22 protein-coding genes are annotated in these 26,019 nt (G+C 63.3%); 16 read left to right on the forward strand and 6 right to left on the reverse strand.

The window, feature by feature from the left end:
* Positions 1–2 precede the first annotated feature (2 nt).
* The 9 genes from murD (at position 3) to lpxC (ending at position 10,451) form a co-directional block, all read left to right on the forward strand.
* Positions 3–1,349: a UDP-N-acetylmuramoyl-L-alanine--D-glutamate ligase gene (murD, locus tag ACN6NG_RS03915; RefSeq protein ID WP_353455979.1), complete on the forward strand. Its 1,347-nt coding sequence runs from the start codon at positions 3–5 to the stop codon at positions 1,347–1,349.
* Positions 1,346–2,560, forward strand: a complete 1,215-nt coding sequence (gene ftsW, locus ACN6NG_RS03920; protein ID WP_016488963.1) for a putative lipid II flippase FtsW — start codon at positions 1,346–1,348, stop codon at positions 2,558–2,560. The genes murD and ftsW overlap by 4 nt, the downstream gene beginning before the upstream one ends.
* Entirely contained in the window at positions 2,550–3,629 is a 1,080-nt protein-coding gene (gene murG / locus ACN6NG_RS03925) for an undecaprenyldiphospho-muramoylpentapeptide beta-N-acetylglucosaminyltransferase (RefSeq protein ID WP_059395143.1), read from the forward strand. The genes ftsW and murG overlap by 11 nt, the downstream gene beginning before the upstream one ends.
* Positions 3,622–5,070, forward strand: a complete 1,449-nt coding sequence (gene murC, locus ACN6NG_RS03930) for a UDP-N-acetylmuramate--L-alanine ligase (protein ID WP_016498049.1) — start codon at positions 3,622–3,624, stop codon at positions 5,068–5,070. Before murG ends, murC begins: the two co-directional genes overlap by 8 nt.
* Positions 5,067–6,023 (forward strand): D-alanine--D-alanine ligase, encoded by a 957-nt coding sequence (locus ACN6NG_RS03935; protein ID WP_063422306.1) that lies wholly within the window; start codon positions 5,067–5,069, stop codon positions 6,021–6,023. Before murC ends, ACN6NG_RS03935 begins: the two co-directional genes overlap by 4 nt.
* Positions 6,024–6,028: 5 nt before the next feature.
* Complete coding sequence (locus ACN6NG_RS03940) at positions 6,029–6,898, forward strand: cell division protein FtsQ/DivIB (protein ID WP_016498051.1); 870 nt, start codon at positions 6,029–6,031, stop codon at positions 6,896–6,898.
* A 14-nt stretch (positions 6,899–6,912) separates the two neighbouring features.
* A complete protein-coding gene (gene ftsA, locus ACN6NG_RS03945) occupies positions 6,913–8,175 on the forward strand; it encodes a cell division protein FtsA (RefSeq protein ID WP_016488959.1) in 1,263 nt (420 codons plus the stop codon).
* A 55-nt stretch (positions 8,176–8,230) separates the two neighbouring features.
* On the forward strand, positions 8,231–9,427 hold the full coding sequence (gene ftsZ / locus ACN6NG_RS03950; protein ID WP_353455980.1) for a cell division protein FtsZ: 1,197 nt from the start codon (positions 8,231–8,233) through the stop codon (positions 9,425–9,427).
* Positions 9,428–9,539: 112 nt separating this feature from the next.
* On the forward strand, positions 9,540–10,451 hold the full coding sequence (gene lpxC / locus ACN6NG_RS03955; RefSeq protein WP_016498054.1) for a UDP-3-O-acyl-N-acetylglucosamine deacetylase: 912 nt from the start codon (positions 9,540–9,542) through the stop codon (positions 10,449–10,451).
* A gap of 52 nt (positions 10,452–10,503) precedes the next feature.
* Here lpxC and ACN6NG_RS03960 read toward each other — a convergent pair whose 3' ends face one another.
* Positions 10,504–10,959: a DUF721 domain-containing protein gene (locus ACN6NG_RS03960; protein ID WP_063422304.1), complete on the reverse strand. Its 456-nt coding sequence runs from the start codon at positions 10,957–10,959 to the stop codon at positions 10,504–10,506.
* 389 nt (positions 10,960–11,348) lie between these two features.
* Here ACN6NG_RS03960 and secA point away from each other — a divergent pair, with 389 nt between their 5' ends.
* From secA to ACN6NG_RS03980, 4 genes are all read left to right on the forward strand, one after another.
* Complete coding sequence (gene secA, locus ACN6NG_RS03965; protein WP_049276482.1) at positions 11,349–14,084, forward strand: preprotein translocase subunit SecA; 2,736 nt, start codon at positions 11,349–11,351, stop codon at positions 14,082–14,084.
* A 182-nt stretch (positions 14,085–14,266) separates the two neighbouring features.
* Positions 14,267–15,484, forward strand: coding sequence for a bifunctional glutamate N-acetyltransferase/amino-acid acetyltransferase ArgJ (gene argJ, locus ACN6NG_RS03970; protein ID WP_353455981.1), 1,218 nt, complete (start codon positions 14,267–14,269; stop codon positions 15,482–15,484).
* A 145-nt stretch (positions 15,485–15,629) separates the two neighbouring features.
* A complete protein-coding gene (locus ACN6NG_RS03975) occupies positions 15,630–16,262 on the forward strand; it encodes a glutathione S-transferase family protein (RefSeq protein WP_353455982.1) in 633 nt (210 codons plus the stop codon).
* Entirely contained in the window at positions 16,259–17,203 is a 945-nt protein-coding gene (locus ACN6NG_RS03980) for a Nudix family hydrolase (protein WP_197898136.1), read from the forward strand. Before ACN6NG_RS03975 ends, ACN6NG_RS03980 begins: the two co-directional genes overlap by 4 nt.
* A gap of 77 nt (positions 17,204–17,280) precedes the next feature.
* On the opposite strand, the gene ACN6NG_RS03985 is transcribed toward ACN6NG_RS03980, so the two are convergent.
* The 3 genes from ACN6NG_RS03985 to ACN6NG_RS03995 are packed head-to-tail and all read right to left on the reverse strand — an operon-like array spanning position 17,281 to position 20,829.
* The gene (locus tag ACN6NG_RS03985; RefSeq protein ID WP_016498060.1) at positions 17,281–17,847 is read right to left on the reverse strand and encodes a cob(I)yrinic acid a,c-diamide adenosyltransferase; all 567 of its coding nucleotides are present in this window, start codon (positions 17,845–17,847) and stop codon (positions 17,281–17,283) included.
* Position 17,848: 1 nt separating this feature from the next.
* Positions 17,849–19,873 carry a sensor histidine kinase gene (locus ACN6NG_RS03990; protein ID WP_474312991.1) on the reverse strand — a complete coding sequence of 675 codons (2,025 nt, stop codon included), beginning with the start codon at positions 19,871–19,873 and terminating at the stop codon, positions 17,849–17,851.
* Positions 19,874–19,911: 38 nt separating this feature from the next.
* Complete coding sequence (locus tag ACN6NG_RS03995) at positions 19,912–20,829, reverse strand: putative 2-dehydropantoate 2-reductase (RefSeq protein WP_197898138.1); 918 nt, start codon at positions 20,827–20,829, stop codon at positions 19,912–19,914.
* Between the two features lie 100 nt (positions 20,830–20,929).
* On the opposite strand from ACN6NG_RS03995, the gene ACN6NG_RS04000 reads away from it, so the two are divergent.
* The 3 genes from ACN6NG_RS04000 (at position 20,930) to ACN6NG_RS04010 (ending at position 23,816) form a co-directional block, all read left to right on the forward strand.
* Positions 20,930–21,415 carry a YajQ family cyclic di-GMP-binding protein gene (locus ACN6NG_RS04000; protein WP_016498063.1) on the forward strand — a complete coding sequence of 162 codons (486 nt, stop codon included), beginning with the start codon at positions 20,930–20,932 and terminating at the stop codon, positions 21,413–21,415.
* Between the two features lie 114 nt (positions 21,416–21,529).
* The gene (locus ACN6NG_RS04005; RefSeq protein ID WP_016498064.1) at positions 21,530–22,372 is read left to right on the forward strand and encodes a mechanosensitive ion channel family protein; all 843 of its coding nucleotides are present in this window, start codon (positions 21,530–21,532) and stop codon (positions 22,370–22,372) included.
* 199 nt (positions 22,373–22,571) lie between these two features.
* Positions 22,572–23,816, forward strand: coding sequence for an MFS transporter (locus ACN6NG_RS04010; protein ID WP_063422300.1), 1,245 nt, complete (start codon positions 22,572–22,574; stop codon positions 23,814–23,816).
* A 135-nt stretch (positions 23,817–23,951) separates the two neighbouring features.
* Here the strand turns inward: ACN6NG_RS04010 and ACN6NG_RS04015 are convergent, their stop codons facing one another.
* Both ACN6NG_RS04015 and ACN6NG_RS04020 read right to left on the reverse strand, forming a co-directional pair.
* The gene (locus ACN6NG_RS04015; protein WP_474312993.1) at positions 23,952–25,499 is read right to left on the reverse strand and encodes an AmpG family muropeptide MFS transporter; all 1,548 of its coding nucleotides are present in this window, start codon (positions 25,497–25,499) and stop codon (positions 23,952–23,954) included.
* 43 nt (positions 25,500–25,542) lie between these two features.
* Complete coding sequence (locus tag ACN6NG_RS04020; RefSeq protein WP_063422298.1) at positions 25,543–25,896, reverse strand: MGMT family protein; 354 nt, start codon at positions 25,894–25,896, stop codon at positions 25,543–25,545.
* Positions 25,897–26,019 lie beyond the last annotated feature (123 nt).

The raw sequence follows: 26,019 nt of genomic DNA on the forward strand, positions 1-26,019 counted from the left end.
GCGTGTCTTTGATCGCTTCCGACCAATTCCGCATCGTTGTCGGCCTCGGCAAGAGCGGCATGTCCCTGGTTCGCTTCCTGGCGAACCGGGGCATTGCCTTTGCGGTCGCCGACACCCGCGAGCAACCGCCGGAACTGGACACCCTGCGCCGTGATTACCCGCAGGTGGAAGTGCGCTGTGGCGAGCTGGACGTGGACTTCCTGTGCCGCGCCAACGAGCTGTACGTGAGCCCTGGCCTGGCCCTGGCCACCCCGGCCCTGCAGCAGGCAGCCGCGCGTGGCGTGAAGCTGTCCGGTGACATCGAGCTGTTCGCCCGGCACGCCAAGGCGCCGATCGTTGCAATAAGCGGTTCCAACGCCAAGAGCACCGTTACCACCCTGGTCGGCGAAATGGCCGCCAAGGCCGGCAAGCGCGTGGCGGTGGGCGGCAACCTCGGTACCCCGGCGCTGGACTTGCTGGCTGATGACCTCGAGCTATACGTGCTGGAGCTGTCCAGTTTCCAACTGGAAACCACTGACCAGCTCAACGCAGAAGTGGCCACTGTGCTGAACATCAGCGAAGACCACATGGACCGCTACAGCGGCCTGCCGGCCTACCACCTGGCCAAGCACCGGATTTTCCGCGGTGCCCGCCAGGTGGTGGTCAACCGCCAGGACGCCCTTAGCCGGCCACTGCCGGTGGAAGGCCGCCCATGCTGGACCTTCGGCCTCAACCAACCCGACTTCAAGGCCTTTGGCCTGCGTGAAGTGGAGGGTGAAAAGTACTTGGCGTTCGAGTTTCAGGCGCTGATGCCGGCGCGCGAGCTGAAGGTGCGTGGTGCCCACAACCAGTCCAACGCCCTGGCGGCACTGGCCCTGGGGCATGCTGCTGGCCTGCCGTTCGAGCCCATGCTCGAAGCCCTGCGTGAGTTCGGTGGCCTGGCCCACCGGTGCCAGTGGGTGCGCGAGCGTAATGGCGTGAACTGGTACGACGACTCCAAGGCCACCAACGTCGGTGCTGCCCTGGCCGCCATCGAAGGCCTGGGTGCCGATATCGAAGGCAAGTTGGTGCTGATCGCCGGTGGCGACGGCAAAGGTGCTGAATTCACTGCGTTGCGCGAGCCCGTCAAGCGCTTCTGCCGCGCCGTGGTATTGCTTGGCCGTGATGCCGAGCGCCTGGCCGAAGCGTTGGGTGATGACGTGCCGCTGGTACGGGTCAAGACCCTCGAGGACGCCGTGCAGCAGTGTGCCGAACTGGCCCAGGCCGGCGATGCGGTGCTGCTGTCGCCGGCGTGCGCCAGCCTCGACATGTTCAAGAACTTTGAAGAGCGCGGGCGCCTGTTTGCCCAGGCAGCGGGAGGTCTTGCATGATCTTCGGCATCTTCAAGCCCTACCCGTCGCCGCTGATCAGCGGTCGTGGCATCGACCTGGACTTCCCGATGCTCGCCGGCTGCCTGGCCTTGCTTGGCCTGGGCCTGGTGATGATCACCTCGGCGTCCTCGGAAGTGGCCGCGGTGCAGTCGGGCAACCCGCTTTACCATATGTTCCGCCACCTGGTTTACGTGTTCCTTGGCCTGGTTGCCTGCGGCGCGACCATGCTGGTGCCGATCGCCACCTGGCAGCGCATGGGCTTCATGATGCTGCTGGGCGCCTTCGGCCTGCTGGTACTGGTGCTGGTGCCGGGTATCGGCCGCGAAGTGAACGGTTCCATGCGCTGGATCGGCTTCAGCTTCTTCAACGTCCAGCCTTCGGAAATCGCCAAGGTGTTCGTGGTCGTCTACCTGGCGGGTTACCTGGTGCGCCGGCAGACCGAGGTACGCGAAACCTGGATGGGCTTCTTCAAGCCGTTCATCGTGCTGCTGCCCATGGCCGCCCTGCTGCTGATGGAGCCGGACTTCGGTGCCACCGTGGTGATGATGGGCGCGGCGGCGGCCATGCTGTTCCTCGGCGGGGTGGGGCTGTTCCGCTTCAGCCTCATGGTGGTGTTGGCGGTGCTGGCGGTGTTTGTGCTGGTACAGGCGCAGCCCTACCGGATGGCGCGGCTTATCACCTTCACCGACCCGTGGTCCGACCAGTTTGGCTCGGGTTACCAGCTGACCCAGGCACTGATCGCTTTCGGCCGTGGCGAGTGGCTGGGTGTTGGCCTGGGCAACAGCGTGCAGAAGCAGTTCTACCTGCCCGAAGCGCACACCGACTTCGTGTTCTCGGTACTGGCCGAAGAGTTGGGCGTGGTCGGTTCGCTGCTGACCATTGCACTGTTCGTGTTCGTGACCGTGCGTGCCCTGTACATCGGCCTGTGGGCCGAAAAAGCCAAGCAGTTCTTTGCCGCCTATGTGGCCTTCGGCCTGGCGTTTCTGTGGATCGGCCAGTTCCTGATCAACATCGGGGTGAACGTCGGCCTGCTGCCAACCAAGGGCCTGACCCTGCCGTTCCTCAGTTACGGGGGCAGTTCGCTGGTGATCTGTTGCGCCTGCGTAGGCCTGTTGCTGCGTATCGAGTGGGAGAGCCGCACGCACCTGGGCAGCGAGGAACACGAGTTCAGCGAAAGCGATTTTGCCGAGGAGACCAGTCATGGCCGCTGACGGCAAGAACATACTGATCATGGCGGGCGGCACCGGGGGCCATGTATTCCCGGCCCTGGCCTGCGCCCGTGAGTTCCAGGCGCGTGGGTTTACCGTGCACTGGCTGGGTACCCCGCGTGGCATCGAGAACGAGCTGGTGCCACAGGCTGGCCTGCCACTGCACCTGATCCAGGTCAGCGGCCTGCGCGGCAAAAGCAAACTGTCGTTGCTCAAGGCGCCATTCACCCTTATCAAGGCCGTGCTGCAGGCGCGACGCATCATTCGCCAGCTCAAGCCGGTCTGCGTGCTGGGCTTTGGAGGCTACGTGACCGGCCCCGGCGGTGTGGCCGCGCGGCTGTGCGGCGTGCCGTTGGTGATCCACGAGCAGAACGCCCGTGCCGGTACCGCCAATCGGTTGCTGGTGCCACTCTCGGCGCGGGTCTGCGAAGCTTTCCCGAACACCTTCGAGGCCAGCGACAAGCGTCGCACCACCGGCAACCCGGTGCGCCCGGAGCTGTTCATGGATGCACAACGCGCGCCCCTGGCCCAGCGCCGTGCGCGCCTGCTGGTGCTCGGTGGCAGCCTGGGTGCGGAACCATTGAACAAATTGTTGCCTAAGGCCCTGTCCGAAGTCCCTGCCGCGCTGCGGCCAGAGGTGTTCCACCAGGCCGGTAAGCAACACGCGCCAATCACCGCCGAGCGTTATCACGAGGCGGGCGTCGAGGCTCAGGTAGAGCCCTTCATCAAGGACATGGCCCAAGCCTATGGCTGGGCCGACATGGTGGTGTGCCGGGCCGGTGCCCTGACCGTCAGCGAACTGGCGGCAGCAGGCCTGCCTTCGATGCTGGTGCCTTTGCCACACGCCATCGACGACCACCAGACCCACAACGCCCAATATCTGGCCCGCGAAGGCGCTGCCTTCCTGATGCCACAAGCGACAACTGGCGCAGCGCAGCTCGCTGAACGCCTGAACGAGGTGCTGATGCAACCCGAGAAACTCAACGTCATGGCAGGCACCGCACGGCGCCTGGCCAAACCTGCTGCAACCAGCACCGTAGTCGATATCTGCCTGGAGGTGGCCCATGGTTGAAAGCCAGAAAGCCATGCCCCATCCGAAGATGGGCCGTATCCGCCGTATTCACTTCGTCGGTATCGGCGGCGTTGGCATGTGCGGCATTGCCGAAGTGTTGCTGAACCTGGGCTATGAAGTGTCCGGTTCGGACCTGAAAGCTTCGCCGGTGACCGAGCGCCTGGAATCGTTCGGCGCCGAGATCTTCGTCGGCCACCGCGCCGAGAACGCCGCTACCGCTGACGTGCTCGTGGTGTCCAGTGCCATCAACCCGGCCAACCCGGAAGTGGCTACCGCCCTCGAGCGACGCATTCCGGTAGTGCCGCGTGCCGAAATGCTCGCCGAACTGATGCGCTACCGTCATGGTGTGGCCGTTGCCGGCACCCACGGCAAGACCACCACCACCAGCCTGCTGGCGTCGGTGTTCGCTGCCGGTGGCCTGGACCCGACCTTCGTCATCGGTGGCCGCCTGACCGCTGCCGGTACCAATGCCCAGCTGGGCACCAGCCGCTACCTGATCGCCGAAGCAGACGAAAGCGATGCGAGCTTCCTGCACCTGCAGCCGATGGTGGCCGTGGTCACCAACATCGACGCCGACCACATGGCGACCTACGAAGGTGACTTCAACAAGCTGAAGAAAACCTTCGTCGAGTTCCTGCACAACCTGCCGTTCTACGGCTTGGCGGTGATGTGCCTGGACGACCCGGTGGTGCGCGAGATCCTGCCACAGGTGAAACGCCCGACGGTGACCTATGGCTTCAGCGAAGAGGCCGACATCCGCGCCATCAACGTGCGCCAGCAGGGCATGCAGACCCACTTCACCGTGCTGCGCCGTGACTGCGAGCCGCTGGAAGTGTCGGTGAACATGCCTGGCAACCACAACGTGCTCAACGCACTGGCCACCATCGCCATCGCCACCGACGAAGGCATCAGCGACGAAGCCATCGTCCAGGGCCTGTCCGGCTTCCAGGGTGTCGGCCGCCGGTTCCAGGTGTACGGCGAACTGCCGGTGGAAGGCGGCAGCGTGATGCTGGTCGACGACTACGGCCACCACCCGACCGAAGTGGCTGCGGTGATCAAGGCCGTGCGCGGTGGCTGGCCAAGCCGCCGCCTGGTGATCGTCTACCAGCCGCACCGCTACAGCCGCACCCGCGACCTGTACGACGATTTCGTCCAGGTGCTGGGCGATGCCAACGTGCTGCTGCTGATGGAGGTCTACCCGGCGGGCGAAGAGCCGATCCCGGGTGCCGACAGCCGTCAGCTGTGCCACAGCATCCGCCAGCGCGGCAAGCTGGACCCGATCTACATCGAGCGCGGCGCCGAGCTGGCACCGCTGGTCAAGCCACTTCTGCGCGCTGGCGACATCCTGATCTGCCAGGGTGCCGGTGATGTCGGCGGCCTGGCCCCGCAATTGATGAAAAGCCCGCTGTTCGCTGGCGCCAAGCAGGAGAAGTCGAAATGACCAGCGCCTACGAAAAACTGCACTCGACCCTGGACGTCAAGGCGTTCGGCCGCGTCGCCGTGCTGTACGGTGGCAAAAGCGCCGAGCGTGAAGTGTCGCTGAAGTCCGGTGCGGCGGTGATCGACGCGCTGACCACTGCCGGTGTCGACGTGGTCGCTATCGACGTCGGTGACGACCTGCTCACGCGCCTGCAAAGCGAAAAGATCGACCGCGCCTTCATCATCCTGCACGGCCGTGGCGGTGAAGACGGCAGCATGCAAGGCCTGCTGGAGTGCCTGGGCATCCCTTACACCGGCAGTGGCATCCTTGCCTCGGCGCTGGCCATGGACAAGCTGCGCACCAAGCAGGTGTGGCAGAGCCTGGGCATTCCGACCCCGCGTCACGCGGTGTTGGCGAGCGAAAACGATTGTTTGTTGGCCAGTACGGAACTGGGCTTCCCGCTTATCGTCAAACCCGCCCATGAAGGCTCTAGCATCGGCATGGCCAAGGTGAACAGCGCCCAGGAACTGGTCGCCGCCTGGCAGGACGCCGCCAAATACGATTCCCAGGTACTGGTGGAACAGTGGATCCACGGCCCGGAGTTCACCATCGCGGTCTTGCGCGGCCAGGTGCTGCCGCCGATCGCCCTGGGTACGCCGCACGTGTTCTACGACTACGACGCCAAGTACATCGCCAACGATACCCAGTACCGCATCCCGTGCGGCCTGGATAGCGTCAAGGAACAGGAACTGATCGACCTGACCGCTCGCGCCTGTGATGCCATCGGCATCGAAGGCTGGGGGCGTCTGGACGTGATGCAGGACGAGCAGGGCCGGTTCTGGCTGCTCGAAGTCAACACCGCACCGGGCATGACTGATCATAGCCTGGTGCCAATGGCGGCCCGCGCGGCTGGCCTGGACTTCCAGCAACTGGTGCTGGCAATCCTGGCTGAAAGCGTGACGACGCGAGGTTAACAACCATGCAAGGCGCGATGATACGTCAGCAGCAACCCGTTACCGGCCGTAGCAAGCCGGTGCCGCGTGGTGCCAGCCGGCTGGTGGCCGATGAGCCCGTATCGGCGCGCCTGCCGCGGCCAAGCCTGGGAGGCCTCAAGCGCCTGCTGTGGCCGGTGCTGCTGGTGGCGGCCGGCTTTGGTGCCTACGAAGGCGCCATTCGCCTTATGCCGTATGCCGACCGGCCGATCACCAAGATCGACGTGCAAGGCGACCTCAGCTACATCAGCCAGCAGTCGGTGCAGCAGCGCATCGCGCCCTACGTGGCGGCGAGCTTCTTCAGCGTCGACCTGCCAGCGATGCGTGCCGAGCTCGAACAGATGCCCTGGATCGCCCACGCCGAAGTACGCCGGGTGTGGCCTGACGAGGTGGTGATCCGCCTGGAAGAACAGCTGCCGGTGGCGCGCTGGGGTGACGAAGCCTTGCTCAACAACCAAGGCCAGGCCTTCACCCCGCGCGAACTGGCCAACTACGAGCACCTGCCGCAGTTGGCCGGGCCCCAGCGTGCTCAGCAACAAGTCATGCAGCAGTATCAGGTATTGAGCCAGATGCTGCGCCCCATGGGCTTTTCCATTGCTCGCCTGGAGCTGCGCGAGCGAGGCAGCTGGTTCCTGACCACTGGTGCAAGCAGCGCCGGGCCAGGCATCGAGCTGCTGTTGGGGCGCGACCATCTGGTGGAGAAGATGCGCCGTTTCATTGCCATTTACGACAAGACACTCAAAGACCAGATCACCACTATCGCCCGCATTGATCTGCGTTATTCCAACGGACTTGCCGTTGGTTGGCGGGAACCGATTGCACCGACGACGGCCCAACCCGCCGTTGCGAAGAATTAGAGAGAGGCAGGACCATGGCAAACGCGCATAGCGGCAAAATGATCGTCGGGCTGGACATTGGCACCTCCAAGGTGGTGGCGCTGGTGGGCGAAGTGGGCGAAGACGGTACCCTGGAAATCGTCGGGATCGGCACCCATCCGTCCCGCGGCCTGAAGAAAGGCGTGGTGGTGAACATCGAGTCCACCGTGCAGTCGATCCAGCGCGCCGTGGAAGAAGCGCAGCTGATGGCCGGCTGCCGTATCCACTCGGCCTTCGTCGGGGTAGCCGGCAACCACATCCGCAGCCTGAACTCCCACGGCATCGTCGCCATCCGCGACCGCGAGGTCAGCCTGGCCGACCTGGAACGTGTACTCGACGCCGCCCAGGCCGTGGCGATTCCGGCCGACCAGCGCGTGCTGCACACCCTGCCGCAGGACTACGTGATCGACAACCAGGAAGGCGTGCGCGAGCCGCTGGGCATGTCCGGGGTGCGCCTGGAAGCCAAGGTCCACGTGGTCACCTGTGCAGTCAATGCGGCGCAGAACATCGAGAAATGCGTACGCCGCTGCGGCCTGGAAATCGACGACATCATCCTTGAGCAGCTGGCCTCGGCCTACTCGGTGCTGACCGACGATGAAAAAGAACTGGGCGTGTGCCTGGTGGACATCGGTGGCGGCACCACCGACATCGCCATCTTCACCGAGGGCGCCATCCGTCATACCGCGGTCATCCCGATTGCCGGCGACCAGGTCACCAACGATATCGCCATGGCCCTGCGTACCCCTACCCAGTACGCCGAAGAAATCAAGATCCGCTACGCCTGCGCCCTGGCCAAACTGGCTGGCGCCGGCGAGACCATCAAGGTGCCGAGCGTGGGCGACCGCCCACCGCGCGAGCTGTCGCGCCAGGCCCTGGCCGAGGTTGTGGAGCCACGTTACGACGAGCTCTTCACCCTGATCCAGGCCGAGCTGCGCCGCAGCGGCTACGAGGACCTGGTGCCAGCCGGCATCGTCCTCACCGGCGGCACCGCGAAGATGGAAGGTGCCGTGGAACTGGCCGAGGAAATCTTCCACATGCCGGTACGCCTGGGCGTACCGCACAGCGTTCGGGGGCTGAGCGACGTGGTTCGCAACCCGATCTATTCCACCGGTGTGGGCTTGCTCACTTACGGTCTGCTGAAGCAGTCCGAGGACCTGATCCTGACCGGTAACACCAACAGCAGCAACAACAGCTATGGCGATGAACCGAAGGCCCCAGTGCTTGAGCGCTTCAAGAAGTGGGTCCAGGGCAACTTCTAAGTTTCAAAGCAGTAGTGGTAGGCGCAACAACTAGAGAACTGTAAGGAGAGGGAAAATGTTCGAGCTCGTAGACAACGTCCCGCAAAGTCCGGTCATCAAGGTGATCGGCGTTGGTGGTGGTGGCGGCAACGCCGTCAACCACATGGTCAAGAGCAGCATCGAAGGTGTGGAATTCATCTGCGCCAACACCGATGCCCAGGCGCTGAAAAGCATTGGCGCGCGCACCATCCTGCAATTGGGCACTGGCGTGACCAAGGGCCTGGGTGCCGGTGCCAATCCGGAAGTCGGCCGTCAGGCCGCGCTGGAAGACCGTGAGCGCATCGCCGAGGTGCTGCAGGGCACCAACATGGTGTTCATCACCACTGGGATGGGTGGCGGTACCGGTACCGGTGCAGCGCCGATCATTGCCGAAGTGGCCAAGGAAATGGGCATTCTCACCGTAGCCGTGGTGACCCGTCCGTTCCCGTTCGAAGGCCGCAAACGTATGCAGATCGCCGATGAAGGCATCCGCATGCTGGCTGAAAGCGTCGACTCGTTGATCACCATTCCCAACGAGAAACTGCTGACCATCCTGGGCAAGGATGCCAGCCTGCTGTCCGCCTTCGCCAAGGCCGACGATGTACTGGCCGGTGCCGTTCGCGGTATCTCCGACATCATCAAACGCCCTGGCATGATCAACGTCGACTTCGCCGACGTGCGTACCGTGATGGGTGAAATGGGCATGGCGATGATGGGTACTGGCTGTGCCAGCGGCCCGAACCGGGCGCGTGAAGCCACCGAGGCGGCGATCCGCAACCCGCTGCTGGAAGACGTCAACCTGCAGGGCGCCCGTGGCATCCTGGTGAATATCACCGCAGGCCCGGACCTGTCGCTGGGTGAGTACTCCGATGTGGGTAGCATCATCGAAGCCTTCGCCTCTGACCACGCCATGGTCAAGGTCGGCACCGTGATCGACCCGGACATGCGCGACGAACTGCACGTGACCGTTGTGGCCACTGGCCTGGGCGCGCGCATCGAGAAGCCGGTCAAAGTGGTCGACAACACCCTGCAGACCGCGCAGCAGGTGTACGAAGCTTCCAACCCTGCACCGGTTCGCCAGGAGCAGCCAGCGATCAATTACCGTGACCTCGAGCGCCCGACTGTCATGCGCAACCAGGCCCATGCAGGTGCTGCTGCAGCCGCTAAACTGAACCCTCAGGATGACCTGGACTACCTCGATATCCCGGCTTTCCTGCGTCGTCAGGCTGATTAATGGAATTTATCAGGGGTATAAAGGTGATTGGTATTCATCAAAGGTTGGGTCTGTTATCATCCCCAGCCTTTGTTGATACCTGTTCGCAATTTGCGCTGAAGCGGCCAATGCCATGATTAAACAACGCACCCTGAAGAATACCATCCGTGCCACAGGTATCGGTCTGCACTCTGGGGAGAAGGTTTACCTGACCCTCAAGCCTGCACCTGTGGACACCGGCATCGTCTTCCGCCGCGCCGATCTCGACCCTGTGGTCGAAATCCCTGCGCGTGCGGCCAACGTCGGCGAGACAACCATGTCGACGACGCTGGTCAACGGTGACGTCAAGGTCGATACGGTCGAGCACCTGCTCTCCGCCATGGCGGGCCTGGGCATCGATAACGCCTACGTCGAGCTCTCCGCCTCGGAAGTGCCGATCATGGATGGCAGCGCCGGACCCTTTGTATTCCTGATTCAGTCTGCCGGCCTGGAAGAGCAGGACGCAGCCAAGAAGTTCATCCGCATCCTGCGTGAGGTAACCGTGGAAGAGGGCGACAAGCGCGCCACGTTCCTGCCTTTCGAAGGGTTCAAGGTGAGCTTCGAGATCGACTTCGATCACCCGGTCCTCAAGGGCCAGACCCAGAGTGCGGTCGTCGACTTCTCCAGCACCTCGTTTGTGAAGGAAGTCAGCCGCGCGCGTACCTTCGGTTTCATGCGTGACATCGAGTACCTGCGCAAGCACAACCTTGCGCTGGGCGGCAGTGTCGAGAACGCCATCGTGGTCGACGAGACCGGTGTGCTTAACGCAGACGGCCTTCGTTCCGATGACGAATTCGTCAAGCACAAGATCCTCGACGCCATTGGCGACCTCTATCTGCTGGGCAACAGCCTGATCGGCGAGTTCAAGGGCTACAAGTCCGGCCACGCGCTGAACAACCAGCTGCTGCGCAAGCTGATTGCTGAAACCGATGCCTGGGAAGTGGTCACTTTCGAAGATGCCAGCACGGCACCGATCTCGTACATGCGCCCTGTTGCGGCCGTGTAAGTTCGAACACTCTCTCTAGTGTTGTATCAAGGCCACCTTCGGGTGGCCTTTTTTATGGCTTGTTCCTGGCGTGGGCGGCCAACCGTTCCAGCGCTGCGCGCAGCTTGGGGTCGGTGATGCCCTCGGCGGTGTCGCGCAGGCTTTCGGCGGCGCTGATCGACAGCTCTGCAGCATGCCCACCTCGCTTGGCTGGCACTAGCGGTGGCTGCACCTTGTACAGGATGCGCCTGAGGTTGCCGAATGCTTCCATGGCTTGTAATGCTGCCAGCAGGCGCTTCTGCTGGTAGCGCAGGCGGGTTGCCCAATGGCCGTCGGTAACCACCAGCAACAAAGTGCCATCGCGCCACGACGCCACATGGCAGTGCTCCCGGGCAGCCGGTTGCAGCTGGCTTTCCAGCAGGCGCTGCAGGTGCTCCAGGCGTTCGGCCTGGTTCAGCAGCAGGCGCAGGGGGCGCACCTGGCGCAGCAAAGCGGAGGGCTGCTGGGCAGGGGAGGGTTTATAGGCCATTGGATACGCATGAGGTTACAAGAGCAGCAGTTTAACACCTCTATAGCCTGTGCCGGCCTCTTCGCGGGTAAACCCGCTCCCACAGGATCACCACAGGTCCGGATCCTGTGAAATACCTGTGGGAGCGGGTTTACCCGCGAAGAGGCCGGCACAGGCAATAGAAGATAAGACTAGTTCTCGATAGCTTTCATGTTGCCAAGGCTTGAACTCAGGGAAAATGCCCCTATCTAAGACAGGCCCCTGCCAAAACGCTGTAATAGCATCGTGGAAATCCACCACTTTCCTCACCATCGTTTCCGGGTAGAATGCTCGTTCGCATGCGGCCTCAGGGCTGCACGGGCGACTCATGGGGCCGCCCTCCATCCCTACGTGTGGAAGATCCTGCCGATATGTTTGCGCCTTTGTTAAAAAAACTTTTTGGAAGCAAGAACGAGCGTGAAGTGAAACGCATGCTCAAGACGGTGAGTATCGTCAATGCCTTCGAAGAGAAGATGGTGGCCCTCTCCGACGAGCAACTGCGGGGCAAGACCGCAGAGTTCAAGGAGCGCTTGGCCAAAGGCGAGACACTGGACCAATTGCTGCCTGAAGCCTTCGCCGTGGCCCGAGAGGCCGGCAAGCGCGTAATGGGCATGCGCCACTTCGATGTGCAGCTGATCGGTGGCATGACCCTGCACGAGGGTATGATCGCAGAAATGCGTACTGGTGAAGGCAAGACCTTGGTCGGTACCTTGGCCGTGTACCTCAACGCACTGTCCGGCAAGGGCGTGCACGTGGTCACCGTCAACGACTACCTGGCCCGCCGTGACGCCAACTGGATGCGCCCGCTGTACGAATTCCTCGGCCTGTCGGTCGGTATCGTTTCGGCCTTCCAGCCGCCGGAAGAAAAGCGCGCCGCCTATGCGTCCGACATTACCTACGGCACCAACAACGAATTCGGTTTCGACTACCTGCGCGACAACATGGCGTTCAGCCAGGAAGAGAAGTTCCAGCGTGAACTCAACTTCTCGGTAATCGACGAAGTCGACTCCATCCTCATCGATGAGGCGCGTACCCCGCTCATCATTTCCGGCCAGGCTGAAGACAGCTCCAAGCTGTACATCGAGATCAACCGCCTGATCCCGCGCCTGACCCAGCACATCGAAGAAGTCGAGGGCCAGGTCACCCAGGAAGGCCACTTCACCATCGACGAGAAGAGCCGCCAGGTCGAGCTCAACGAAGCCGGTCACCAGTTCATCGAAGAGATGCTCACCCAGGCCGGCCTGCTGGCCGAGGGCGAGAGCCTGTATTCCTCGCACAACCTGGGCCTGCTGACCCACGTTTACGCTGGCCTGCGCGCGCACAAGCTGTTCCACCGCAACGTCGAGTACATCGTCCAGGACGGCCAGGTCCTGCTGATTGACGAGCACACCGGCCGTACCATGCCGGGCCGTCGCCTGTCCGAGGGCCTGCACCAGGCCATCGAGGCGAAAGAGAACCTGAATATCCAGGCCGAGAGCCAGACGCTGGCTTCGACCACCTTCCAGAACTACTTCCGCCTGTACACCAAGCTGTCCGGCATGACCGGTACCGCCGACACCGAAGCGTTCGAGTTCCAGTCCATCTACGGCCTCAACGTGATGGTGATCCCGCCGAACAAGCCGCTGGCACGTAAAGACTTCAACGACCTGGTGTACCTGACTGCCGACGAGAAGTACGCCGCGATCATCGCCGACATCAAGGAAAGCATGACCCACGGCCGCCCGGTGCTGGTGGGTACTGCCACCATCGAAACCTCCGAGCACATGTCGAACCTGCTGCTCAAGGAAGGCATCGAGCACAAGGTACTGAACGCCAAGTACCACGAGAAGGAAGCCGAGATCATCGCGCAGGCCGGTGCGCCAGGCGCACTGACCATCGCCACCAACATGGCCGGTCGTGGTACCGACATCCTGTTGGGCGGTAACTGGGAGGCCGAAGTGGCCACCCTGGAAAACCCGACACCCGAGCAGATCGCCCAGATCAAGTCGGACTGGCAGAAACGTCACCAGCAAGTGATCGAGTCGGGCGGCTTGCACGTGATCGCTTCCGAGCGCCACGAATCGCGCCGTATCGACAACCAGCTGCGTGGCCGTTCGGGCCGTCAGGGCGACCCGGGCTCCAGCCGCTTCTACCTGTCGCTGGAAGACAGCCTGATGCGCATCTTCGCCTCTGACCGGGTGAAGAACTTCATGAAGGCACTGGGCATGCAGTCGGGCGAGGCCATCGAACACCGCATGGTCACCAACGCCATCGAGAAGGCTCAGCGCAAGGTAGAAGGGCGCAACTTCGATATCCGCAAGCAATTGCTCGAATACGACGACGTGGCGAACGAACAGCGCAAGGTGATCTACCACATGCGCAACAGCCTGCTGGCCGCCGAAAATATCGGCGACACCATCGTCGAATTCCGCAAGGAAGTACTGGACGCTACCATCAGCCAGCATATCCCGCCGCAGTCGCTGCCCGAGCAGTGGGACGTGGTCGGCCTGGAAGCTGCATTGGCCAGCGATTTCGCCATGAAACTGCCGATCCAGCAGTGGCTCGACGAGGACGATCACCTCTACGAAGAGACCCTGCGTGAGAAGCTGCTGAACGAGATCACCACCGCCTACACCGAGAAGGAAGACCAGGCCGGTATCGACGCCCTGCGTACCTTCGAGAAGCAGATTCTGCTGCGCGTGCTGGACGACCTGTGGAAAGACCACCTGTCGACCATGGACCACCTGCGTCACGGTATTCACCTGCGTGGCTATGCGCAGAAGAACCCGAAGCAGGAGTACAAGCGCGAGTCGTTCAGCCTGTTCCAGGAGCTTCTCGAGTCGATCAAGCGCGACACCATCCGCGTGCTGTCGCACGTTCAGGTTCGCCGCGAAGATCCGATCGAAGAAGAAGCCCGCCTGCGCCGCGAGGCCGAGGAACTGGCCAGCCGCATGCAGTTCCAGCATGCCCCTGCGCCGGGCCTGGAAAGCGAGCAGCTGAGCGAGGAGGGCGCCGAAGTGGCGGTCGCCGCAGCGCCAGTGCGCAACGACCAGAAGCTGGGCCGCAACGAACCGTGCTGGTGTGGTTCGGGCAAGAAGTTCAAGCATTGCCATGGGCAGATCGAGTGATCTGACCTGACATTTGTAAAAAGCCTGGGGCCGCTTTGCGGCCCTTTCGCGACACAAGGCCGCTGCTACAGGTACCGCGCTCGTCCATGGATGGGCGCGGTCCTTGTGGGAGCGGCCTTGTGTCGCGATGGGGCGCGAAGCGGCCCCTTTTCGAAATCAATCGTTTTTCTAGGAGCGCTCTAATGGCTGTTGGTCTTGGTCCTTTGCCCACCCTGCACCCGGTTCCGGGTTTTGAACTCGGCATCGCTTCTGCCGGCATCAAGCGCCCGGGGCGCAAGGATGTGGTGGTCATGCGCTGTGCCGAAGGCTCCAGCGTGGCTGGCGTGTTCACCCTCAACGCCTTCTGCGCAGCGCCGGTGATCCTGTCCAAGCAACGTGTACAGGGCACCGTGCGCTACCTGCTGACCAACACCGGTAACGCCAACGCCGGTACCGGCGCGCCAGGCCTGGCCGCCGCCGAACGTACCTGCGCCAAGCTGGCCGAGCTGGCTGGCGTGCCGGCCGAGTCGGTACTGCCGTTCTCTACCGGCGTGATCGGCGAGCCACTGCCGGTCGAGAAGATCGAAGGTGCACTGCAGGCCGCCCTCGACAACCTGTCGGAAAACCACTGGGCTGAAGCTGCCACCGGCATCATGACCACCGATACCCTGCCCAAGGGCGCCAGCCGTCAGTTCCAGCACGATGGCGTGACTGTTACCGTCACCGGCATCAGCAAGGGTGCAGGCATGATTCGCCCGAACATGGCCACCATGCTCGGCTACATCGCCACGGATGCCAAGGTTGCCCCGGCAGTGCTCAAGGACCTGATGCTGGACGGCGCCAACAAGTCGTTCAACCGCATCACCATCGACGGCGACACCTCGACCAACGACTGCTGCATGTTGATCGCAACTGGCAAGGCCAACCTGCCGGAAGTGAACGAAGCCAGCGGCGCGCTGTTCGAAGCGCTGAAAAAGGCTGTGTTCGAAGTGTGCATGGAAGTGGCCCAGGCCATCGTCCGTGACGGCGAAGGTGCCACCAAGTTCGTGACCGTGCAGGTCAACGGTGGTGGCAACCACCAGGAATGCCTGGACGTCGGCTATGCCGTGGCCCACTCGCCACTGATCAAGACCGCACTGTTCGCATCCGATCCGAACTGGGGTCGCATCCTGGCCGCCGTTGGCCGTGCTGGCGTGCCGGAACTGGATGTAAGCCTGATCGACGTGTACCTGGGCAGCGTATGCATCGCCAGTAAAGGCGGCCGTGACCCGAGCTACACCGAAGCTCAGGGCTCGGCAGTGATGGCCCAGGAAGAGATCACCATCCGCATCGAGCTGGGCCGTGGCCAGTGCAGCGAAACCATCTGGACCACCGACCTGTCCCACGAGTACGTGAAGATCAACGCCGAGTACCGTACCTGATCGAAAATGGGGCCGCGTTGCGGCCCAATCGCGACACAAGGCCGCTCCCACAAGGTCCTGCGAACACCGCCCCATGTGGGAGCGGCCTTGTGTCGCGATTGGGCTGCAAGGCAGCCCCAAAAGTCCAAACCAATGGAGCCGAACCATGAGCTATCACCTGATCATCGGCGACAAGCTGTATTCCTCCTGGTCGCTGCGTGGCGCCCTGGCCCTCGAGCTGGCTGGCGTGCCCTACGAAGAAACCCTGATCAAGCTGAACCAGCCTGATACCCGCCAGCGCATCCTCGCTTTTTCCTCCACCGGCAAGGTGCCGCTGCTCAAGAGCGAGCACGGTGTGATCGCCGATTCCCTGGCCATCGCCGAATACCTCAACGAACAGCACCCTGAGGCCCAGCTGTGGCCTGTCGACGTAGCCGCGCGTGCCCAGGCCCGTTCGGCTTGCGCGCAGATGCACAGTGGTTTCTTCGCCCTGCGCGGTGCCATGCCGTTCGACCTGTCGCGGGACCAGGCCCTGGACAATGTGCCGCTGGACGTGCAGGTCGACATCGACCGTATCGTCGCGCTGTGGTCCGAATGCCGCGTGGTGGCCAAGGACAGCGGCCCGTTCCTGTTCGGCAAGCCGAGCCTGGCCGATGCCTTCTTCGCCCCGGTGGCCGTGCGCCTGCGCACCTACCGCGCGGAAGTGCCGGCAGAGGCGGCAGCCTACATCGAAACCATTTATCAGTGGCCAGCCTTCCAGGCTTGGCAGCAGGCCGGCCTGGCGGAGCGTGAAGGGTGAAACGGATACATGTTGTAGCGGCGGTCATTCGCGGTACTGATGGCCGTATTCTGATTGCCCGCAGGGCGGATACCCAGCACCAGGGCGGCCTGTGGGAGTTTCCCGGTGGCAAGGTGGAAGAGGGTGAAGGCGTGGAAGCGGCGCTGGCCCGTGAGCTACGCGAGGAGCTGGGCATCGAGGTGACCCGCTCGCGTGCGCTGATCAAGGTCAGCCATGACTACCCGGACAAACAGGTGCTGCTGGACGTGCGCGAAGTCGAAGCGTTCACGGGCGAGCCTCATGGCGCAGAAGGGCAGCCGCTGGAGTGGGTGTCGCCACGGGATCTGGCGCAATACGAGTTCCCCGAGGCCAACAAGCCGATCGTGGCTGCCGCGCGTCTGCCGGACCAATATCTGATTACCCCGGATGGCCTGGAAGTGCCACAGATGCTCAAGGGCATCCAGAAGGCGGTGGCCAATGGTACTCGCCTGATCCAGTTGCGGGCGCCGGACATGTATGACCCCAAGTACCGTGATGTCGCGGTGGATGCCGTGGGGTTGTGTGGGGGCAAGGCGCAACTGATGCTCAAGGGGCCGCTGGAATGGCTGGGTGATTTCCCGTCGGCCGGTTGGCACCTGACGGCAGCGCAGTTGCGCAAGTACGCTGCCAAGGGCCGGCCGTTCCCCAAGGAGCGCTGGCTGGCGGCGTCCTGCCACAGCGCCGAGGAGCTGGCGCTTGCTGAACAGATGTGCGTGGACTTTGTCACCTTGTCGCCAGTGCAGGCGACCCAGACTCACCCAGAGGCGGTGCCGTTGGGATGGGATGAGGCGCAGCGGTTGATTGCCGGGTTCAACAAGCCGGTTTACCTGCTGGGTGGGGTAGGGCCTGATCAGCGCGAGCAAGCCTGGGAAGTGGGGGCACAGGGTGTTGCCGGGATCCGGGCGTTCTGGCCCGAGGCCTGAGTAAGGGGGCCGCTTTGCGGCCCATCGCCGGCAAGCCAGCTCCCACAGGTTTAGCGTTGCCTTCGGGTTGATGAATATCAGCCCTCTGGCTTTGGGGCAGGCTGCCACAACACCTCAGCCACCCCCTGGCGCCGCCCGATGATCCGCGCCGCCACGAACAATAGATCGGAAAGCCGGTTGATATACGCCAAGCCAACGCCTTCCAGTGGCTCCACGGCATTCAACTGCTGGCACCGCCGCTCCGCACTGCGCGCCAGGCTGCGGCACACATGCGCCTGCGCCACCAGCGCAGAACCACTGGGCAAGATGAAGTTCTTCAACGGCCCCAGCTCTTCGTTCCACACATCGATGGCCGCCTCCAGGCGCTCCACCTCTGCCAGGGTCAACGCCTGGTAGCTCGGCATCGCCAGCTCACCGCCCAGGTCGAACAAGCGGTGCTGACACGGCACCAGCACGGTGCTCACCTCGTCCAGGCCTTGCTCGTCCAGGCCCGCCAGCAGCAGGCCCAACTGGCTGTTCAGGCTGTCCACCTCGCCAATCGCCTCGATCCGTGGGTGGTCCTTGGGCACCCGGCGTCCGTCGCCCAGGCCGGTTTCGCCCTTGTCGCCGGTGCGTGTGTAGATCTTCGACAGGCGATAGCCCATGTCACTTCTCCGTGTTGGCCGGCGTCGCCGGCTGGCCGAGGGGCAGGCGCAGGGTAAAGCAGGTGCCCTGGCCGGGCGTGGACTGCACTTCCATCTGCCCCTTGTGGTTGTTGGTGATGATGAAATACGAAACCGACAGGCCCAGGCCAGTGCCCTGGCCGATTTCCTTGGTGGTGAAGAACGGCTCGAAGGTGCGTTTGCGCACGGCCTCGGGCATGCCGACGCCGTTGTCCTCAACCTGGATTTCCGCCCATGGCGGGTTTAGCCGGGTGCGCAGGGTAATGCGCCCGGGCTCGCTGGGCTGTGGCCGCACGTGGATGGCCTGCGCCGCGTTTTTCAGCAGGTTGAGCAGTACCTGTTCCAGTTCGTTGGCCGTGCAGGGCACGGGGCCTAGTGCAGGGTCGAACTGGCGCACGATGGCCTGGCCCTTGAAGTCGAAGCCGATGGTCAGGTCAAAGTCATTGCCGGCAATGTCCACCGCCTGGTCGATCAGTGCCGGCAGGTCGCACGGCGCCAGCTGGCGGTTGCTGCGGCGGCTGAAGCTGAGCATGTGGGTGACGATCTTCGCTGCCCTGGCGCCGGCCTGCTGAATGCCATCGAGCAGCTGTGGCACCTCGCGGCTTTCCAGGTAGCGGTTGACCGTGGCCAGGTCGATGTCCAGTTCTTCGGCCTGCTCCTGGTTGCGCGGCAACTCGGGCGAGAGGCGCCGGCGAATGTTCTGCACGTTGTGCAGGATGGCGCCCAGCGGGTTGTTGATCTCGTGGGCCATGCCTGCCGCCAGGCCACCGACCGAGAGCATCTTCTCGGATTGCACCATCATCTCTTCCAGCGACAGGCGCTGGGTAATGTCGTCGATGCGGATGACCACGCCGCGCCCACCGCCGCCGGTCAGCGGGTAGAAGGTCAGGGCGTAGTGACGCAGGTCATCGCCCTTGGCCCAGGTGACCCGCTCGATCTTCGCTACCCGGTGCTTTTCCACGGTTTCCTTCAACTGCGGCAAAAACGGCTTGAGCGGCTCGAAGGCGATGAACACCGGCTGGTTCAGCGCTTCGTCCAGTGGCGTACCGGAAAGCACCGTGGCTTCGTGGTTCCACTGGGTCACGTAAAGCTGTTCGTCGAGGGCGATCAGCGCCGAGGGCATCGAGTCGATGATGCTGTTGAGGTAGTTCTGGAAGCCTGTGAGTTTTTTCTCGATCTTGCTGCGCACCTGCACTTCCAGCTCAAGCTTGCGGTTAGTATGGCGGGTTTCCTCGGCCAGGCCCTGGGCCTGGTCGTAGGCGCTCTGGAATTCGTCCCGCGCGCGTTTCAGCTGCTGCTCGCGGCCTTCGATGCGCGAGAGCATGGTGTTGAAGGCTTCGGCCAGGCTGCCGATTTCGTCGTCGTTGCCGCGCTTGGCGCGCAGGGCATAGCTCTCTTCGCGGGTAACCTGACGGCTGAGCTCCTCGAGCTGGTTGATTGGCTGGGTGATCAGGCGCTTTATCTGCCGGGCGACCACAATCCACAGCAGGATGCTGAACACCAGGATGCCCATGCTGGCGCTCAGGGTGCCGGTGTAGAACGCTGTGGGCAGCTCGCTGCTGGCCACCAGCAGCAGGTGCGCCGGCGGGTTGGCGTCGCGCGGTATGCGGATCAGCTGGGTGCTGCGAAACTCCATCAGGCGCCAGCCGTCGATGTTGCGAAAACGCTTGGGCAGGGCCAGCGGCTCGCCATGCTGCAACTGCGCCAGCATACGCCCATCGCCGCCGTAGACGGCGGCGGCGCGCAGCGGCGTGTAGCTGTCCAGTTCCTTGAGCAGGGCGCTGGCGGTTTCAGGGGTGTCACCGGCGCGGGCCGCAAGCTGCGGGTTGGCCACCAGCCGGCCGATGGTCTGCAGTGCCTGCGGCGCCATGCTTTCCTGGGTGATCCAGTAGGCGGCGCTGATGAAGGTGAAGTTGGCCACCAGCAGGATGGTCACCAGCAATACCAGCAGGGCTGCCAGCAGCTTCTGCCCGACCGGGAGGTTTTCCAGGCGTTGGCGCAAGGTCATGGGCTAGGCAATGTCCGTATCCGGTTGAAAGGGCCGCGTCAGTCGCAGGGCAAGCCACGCGTGCGCAAGTTATCGACCAGGCGCTGTTGCAAGCGTTCCAGCAGTGGCAATTGCAGGCCATGGCGCCCGGCCGCTCGGCAGGCATGGCCGAGCAGGTAGTGCACCTCGGTGCGTCGGCCCGCGCGCACGTCCTGGTACATGGAAGAGTAGTTGGCCGCGGTGGCAAGGATCACCCGCTGTACTTCTTCGCTTAGCTCATCTGCCGCTTCCGGCTGGCCGCAGCGCCGCAGCAACTGGACCAGTTCGGCGCACAGCGCATCGACTTCTCCCAGGTGCCCCAGCAGGCCGCCGTTCTGGCATTCGTGCAGCACGGTCAGCGGGTTGATGGCGCAGTTGAGGGCCAGCTTGCGCCATAGGCGGGTGAGGATGTCCACCGTCCATTCGGCAGGGATACCGGCTTCGTGCAGGTCATCGAACCAGGCGGGCATTGCAGGGTTGCGTGGGTCGCCCAGCCAGTTGAAACCGTGGCCGGCAAAGCGCACCTGCCACTCCCCCTCGCGAAAGGCACCTTCGGTGCTGGAAGCGAAGATGCAGCGTGCGTGGGGTACCAGGTCGGCCACTTCGTCCTGGCTACCCAGGCCGTTCTGCAGCAACAGCACTTCGGCACCCTCGGCCAGCCGCGGTGCCACACCGGCAATGGCCTGCGCCGCGTCGTAGGCCTTGCAGGCCACCAGCAGGCGATGGATAGGGCCCTGCGCCTGGGCGGTTTCGGCGGGGATGGCGTAGTGGCGGGCCTGGTCCTGTTCAACCAGGGTCAGGCCGCCGGACTGCTGATAGGCGTGCAGGCGTTGCCCGTCACGCAGGATCAGGCGCACGGCCTTGCCCGCGCGCGCCAGGCGGCAGGCCCACAGGCTACCGAGGCTGCCGGCGCCGAGAATATGCCAGGTGCTGCTCATATGCGTTTCGCAACCCGTTATAATGAGCCCGCATTTTAACCGTCTAACTCAGCGTGCTCCATCTTCAGACCGAGCGCGCTTTATTTTTTGGAGAACAACCATGCCTTCGTTCGACGTGGTATCGGAACTGGACAAGCACGAAGTGCAGAACGCCGTTGATAACGCTATCAAGGAACTTGATCGCCGTTACGACCTGAAAGGCAAGGGCACCTTCGAGTTCAAGGAAAAAGATCAGACCGTTCTGCTGACCGCCGAGGAAGAGTTCCAGCTCGAAGCGATGCTGGAAATCCTGCGCCTTGCACTGGTCAAGCGCAAGATCGACGTGAAATGCCTGGAAACCCAGGACCCGTACCCATCCGGCAAGGAAAAGAAGCAGGAAGCCAAGTTCCGCGAAGGCATCGACAAGGACCTGGCGAAAAAGATCGTTGCCACCATCAAGGATGGCAAGCTGAAAGTACAGGCCGCCATCCAGGGCGAGCAGGTGCGTGTAACCGGCAAGAAGCGTGACGACTTGCAGGAAGCCATTGCCCTGCTGCGCACCAAGGAATTCGACATGCCGCTGCAGTTCAACAACTTCCGCGACTGATGCAGGTGCTGCCCGGAACCCCGATGGCGTAATGATGTCCATGGGGGCCGGGGCTGTGTAAATGCGCGCAGCCTGTTCTACCGTGTACTTGCCGCTCGGCATCAGGAGATGAATATGGATTTGAACGCTGAAGTCGATCAGCTCGTCCGCCAATCCCAGACCTGGATCCCGTTGATCATGGAGTACGGCAGCCGCGTGCTGCTGGCACTGCTGACCCTGGCGGTCGGCTGGTGGATCATCAACAAGGTCAGCGCCCGCCTCGGCAAGCTGGTTGGCCTGCGCAACGCCGACCTGGCGCTGCAGGGCTTCATCAGCACCCTGGCGAACATCGTGCTGAAGGTGCTGCTGATGGTCAGCGTGGCGTCGATGATCGGCATCGAGACCACCTCGTTCGTTGCCGCCATCGGTGCCGCTGGTCTGGCCATCGGCCTGGCCTTGCAGGGCAGCCTGGCGAACTTCGCCGGCGGTGTGCTGATTCTGATGTTCCGCCCTTTCCGTATCGGTGACTGGATCGAGGCGCAGGGCGTTGCCGGCACCGTCGACAGCATCCAGATCTTCCATACCGTGCTGCGTACCGGTGACAACAAGACTGTGATCATGCCTAACGGCAGCCTGTCCAACGGCATCATCACCAACACCAACCGCCAGCCGACGCGCAAGGTGGTGTTCGATGTGGGTGTGGACTACGAGGCCGACCTGCAAAAGGCCCGCAACGTGCTGCTGGAGCTGGCCAAGGACCCGCGTGTGCTGCCCGACCCGGCACCGCAGGCTGTAGTGGCAACGCTGGGCGACAGCTCGATCACCGTCTCGCTGCGCTTGTGGACCAAGACGTCCGATTACTGGGACGTGATGTTCATGCTCAACGAGCATGCGCGTGACCGGTTGAAGGCCGAAGGGATCGACATTCCGTTTCCGCAGCGGGTGATCCGTGTGGTGCAGGAGACTGCCGCGCAGTAATACCGCTTTGTCATCGACCGGGGCCGCTTCGCGCCCCTTCGCGGGCTTGCCCGCTCCCACAGAGATTCCGCAATCCGTGTGGAGCGGGCAAGCCCGCGAAGGGCCGCGCAGCGGCCCCAGTTTTTACACTTGTTCACAGCAATTGCTCGGCTTTTCTGGCATATACCCTGGCCCCACCTGCCACACCCGATATGCCATCATGAAACCACTGCTGTACATCACCCCCCTGCGCGCCTTGCTGTTCGGCCTGACCCTGGCCCTGTTCGAACTGCTGACCTACCTGGCCAGCGACGCCGTCATGCCGGCCATGCCGGTGGTGGTGGGCGACCTGAACGCCAGCCCCGAATACATCCCCCATGCCCTCAACCTGTATCTGTTGGGGGGCGTGGTACTGCAATGGTTGATCGGCCCGCTGGCCGATCGTTATGGCCGGCGCCCGCTGCTGTTGGTTGGCTGCGCGTTCTTCGGCCTTGCATGCCTGGCCACCTTCTGGGTCCACGACATTGGCCTGTTCAACCTGCTGCGCCTGTTGCAGGGCATCGGCCTGGGCTTTGTCGTCACCGTCAGCTACCCGGCCCTGAACGAAGCCTTCAGCGAGGCTGACGCCGTGCGCATGATGGCCTTGCTGGCCAACATCGCCTTGCTGTCACCCCTGCTCGGGCCGTTGGTGGGCACCTTGCTGCTGCAATGGCTGGACTGGCGCTGGCTGTTCGTGGCCTTTGCCATTGGCGCGGTGCTGGTGTGGGGGCTGTTGTACCGCCTGATGCCCGAAACCCTCGGTGTGGAACGCCGTGACGGCTCGCGCCTTGCGTTTACGCCGATTCACCTGCTGCCACTGCTGGCGGGCTATGGTCAGTTGCTGGCCAACCGGCGCTTTGTCGCGGGCAGCGCTGCCTTGGGCCTGGTCGGTTTGCCGTTGATTGGCTGGATTGGCCTGTCGCCGGTGCTGCTCATCCACGATGAGGGGCTGAGCACGATGGCGTACGCCTTGTGGCAGCTGCCGGTGTTTGGCGGGCTGATCCTCGGTAACCTGATCATCAACCGCATCGCCGACCGCTACCCGCTGCCTGCCCTGGTGCGGGGCGCGCTGTGGCCCTACCTGGCCGGCCTGTGCCTGATGGTGCTGGCGACCTGGCACTGGCCGAGCGTTACCAGTGTGGTGGCGGGCATGTCGCTGTACGCGCTGGGGCTGGGTGTGGCCAACGCGGTGCTCTACCGCATGACGCTGTTCTCCAGCGAGCAGAGCAAAGGCCTGGTCTCGGCCATGCTGGGGATGATTACCATTGCCTTGCTGGGGTTGGGCGGAGCGGTGCTGGCGATGATCGGCGCCGGGGCCAGCTTGCTGCACTTTGCCCTGGCGGCGGGTGTGGCGGGGGCATTGGCGTTGTGGCCGCTGTGGTTTGTCGTAGGTGGGCGGCCTGATGAGGGGGCTGTCGCGCAGTAATGTTTGATTGCCTGTCCCGGCCTCTTCGCAGCGCAAGGCTGCTCCTACAAGCACGTCACAGGTTTTGAACGCTGTGGTGTACTTGTAGGAGCAGCCTTGCGCTGCGAAGAGGCCGGTACAGGCTATAGAAGCCTCTCATGGCCGCTCGGCCGCTGAGCTTTCCTCTGCCACCGGCGTACCCCGACCAGCCTCCTGACGCCACTGCAGCGCGATCAGGATCAGCGTAGGCACGCCCAGCAATGCGGTGATCAGGAAGAAATCGTGGTAGCCGAGCTTCTCCACCATAACCCCTGAATACCCGCCGATCAGCCGCGGCAGCAGCAGCATGATCGAGCTAAGCAGCGCGTACTGCGTCGCCGAGAACTTCAGGTTGGTCAGGCTCGACAGGTAGGCCACAAAGGCCGACGTGGCCATGCCGGAGCTGAAGTTGTCCAGCGAGATAGTCACCACCAGCATTTCCAGGTTAGGCCCCATGTCGGCCAGCATCAGGAACAGGATGTTGGTACCGGCCGAGGCGACACCGCCGATGAACAGGATCGGCATGATGCCGAAGCGCACGATCAGCAGGCCGCCGACCCCGGCGCCGACCAGGGTCATGATCAGGCCGAAAATCTTGCTGACACTGGCGATCTGGTCCTTGGTGAAGCCCATGTCGATGTAGAACACGTTGGCCATCACGCCCATCACGGTGTCCGACATGCGATACGTGGCGATCAGGCCAAGCAGCAGCAGGGCCTGCCAGCGGTAGCGGGTGATGAAGTCGTTGACCGGGGTCAGCACCGGGGCCAGGCCGCGACGGCCCAGGCTGGACAGGCAGGCCCAGCTCAGCAGCACGTAGAGGATCAGGCGCAGGAAGGCGCGGTCTTCCAGCAGTAGGTCGAGCGGCGTGGCATCACCGGAAATGACGCTGGACCAGCCGGTATTGAACATCTGGGTGAAGCTGGCCGGTACCGACACCAAGAGGATGATCAGCACGAACACCGACGCCAACTGGTGCACCAGGCCGTAGCGCGCTGCCGACAACTGCGTGCGCATGGGCACTGGCGGCTCGCGCATGACCAGCGTAGTGAACAGGGCGGGCAGCATCATCACCCCGAACATGACATAAGTGCCGGCCCACGCTTTGTGCAGGTAGCTGAAACCGGTGGAGCCGAACCACTCGGCAAAGAACAGCGCGCCGGCCGTGGCGAGCAACGCTGCCACCCGGTAGCCGGCCATGTAGCTGGCGGCGAGCGCGGCCTGGCGTTGGTCGTCGGCGATTTCCAGGCGATACGCGTCGACGGCGATATCCTGGGTGGCAGAGGCGAACGCTACCAGCACCGCCATGGCGATCAACCACGACAGGTGCTGTTGCGGGTCGCACAGGCTCATGCCAACCAGCCCGACCACCACCAGCGCTTGCGACAGCAGCAACCACGACCGCCGTCGGCCCAGGCCGCCGAGCAGTGGCAGGCGCCATTGGTCGAGCAGCGGCGACCACACCCACTTGAAGGCGTAAGCCAGGCCAATCAGGCTGGCGTAACCAATGGTCTCACGGGCAACGCCGGCTTCGCGCAACCACACGGACAGGGTCGAGAACACCAGCATGTAGGGCAGGCCGGCGGCGAAACCAAGCAGCAAAAGTACCAAGGTTGACGGGCTGGCATAGGCAGCAAGCGCAGCGCGCCAGGTTTTACGGGGCATGGGCCAACATCTGCCTCAAGTTTGCGAAAACAAAGCGCGCACTCTAACCGCTGTGCTCCATTGGGCGCCAGCCATGGCGCGTCATATCCACACGATTGTTGGTTACATTCACACCCTCCGCGCGTAAACGCGCCCGTTGTTCATCCCCTGACGGCGTCCCTGCTGCCAGGCTCAACCGCCCACCTGCGCCAAGCACCCGGTGCCAGGGCAGCCGGGTATCTGCCGGCAACTGACCAAGCGTGCGGCCAACCCAGCGTGCCGCGCGGCCCAGCCCCGCCTGCTCGGCCAGCTGGCCGTAGCTCACCACCTTGCCGGGCGGCACCTGGCCGAGTACCGAATACAGCACCGTTCGTCGGCCCTCGGCGCTGTCCAGGGCGTGCTCGTATTCATCAGGCATCACGCCCCCCTTGGGCTGTAGATGAAACTGGACCGGTGGTCCGGCAAATGAGAGTTGAACTCAACGCCGTATGCCCGGTCTGTCCTTGCTCTGGTCGTCGGTATCTGGATAATGCCCGGCTTT

The organism is Pseudomonas sp. TSO6, assembly GCF_056098905.1.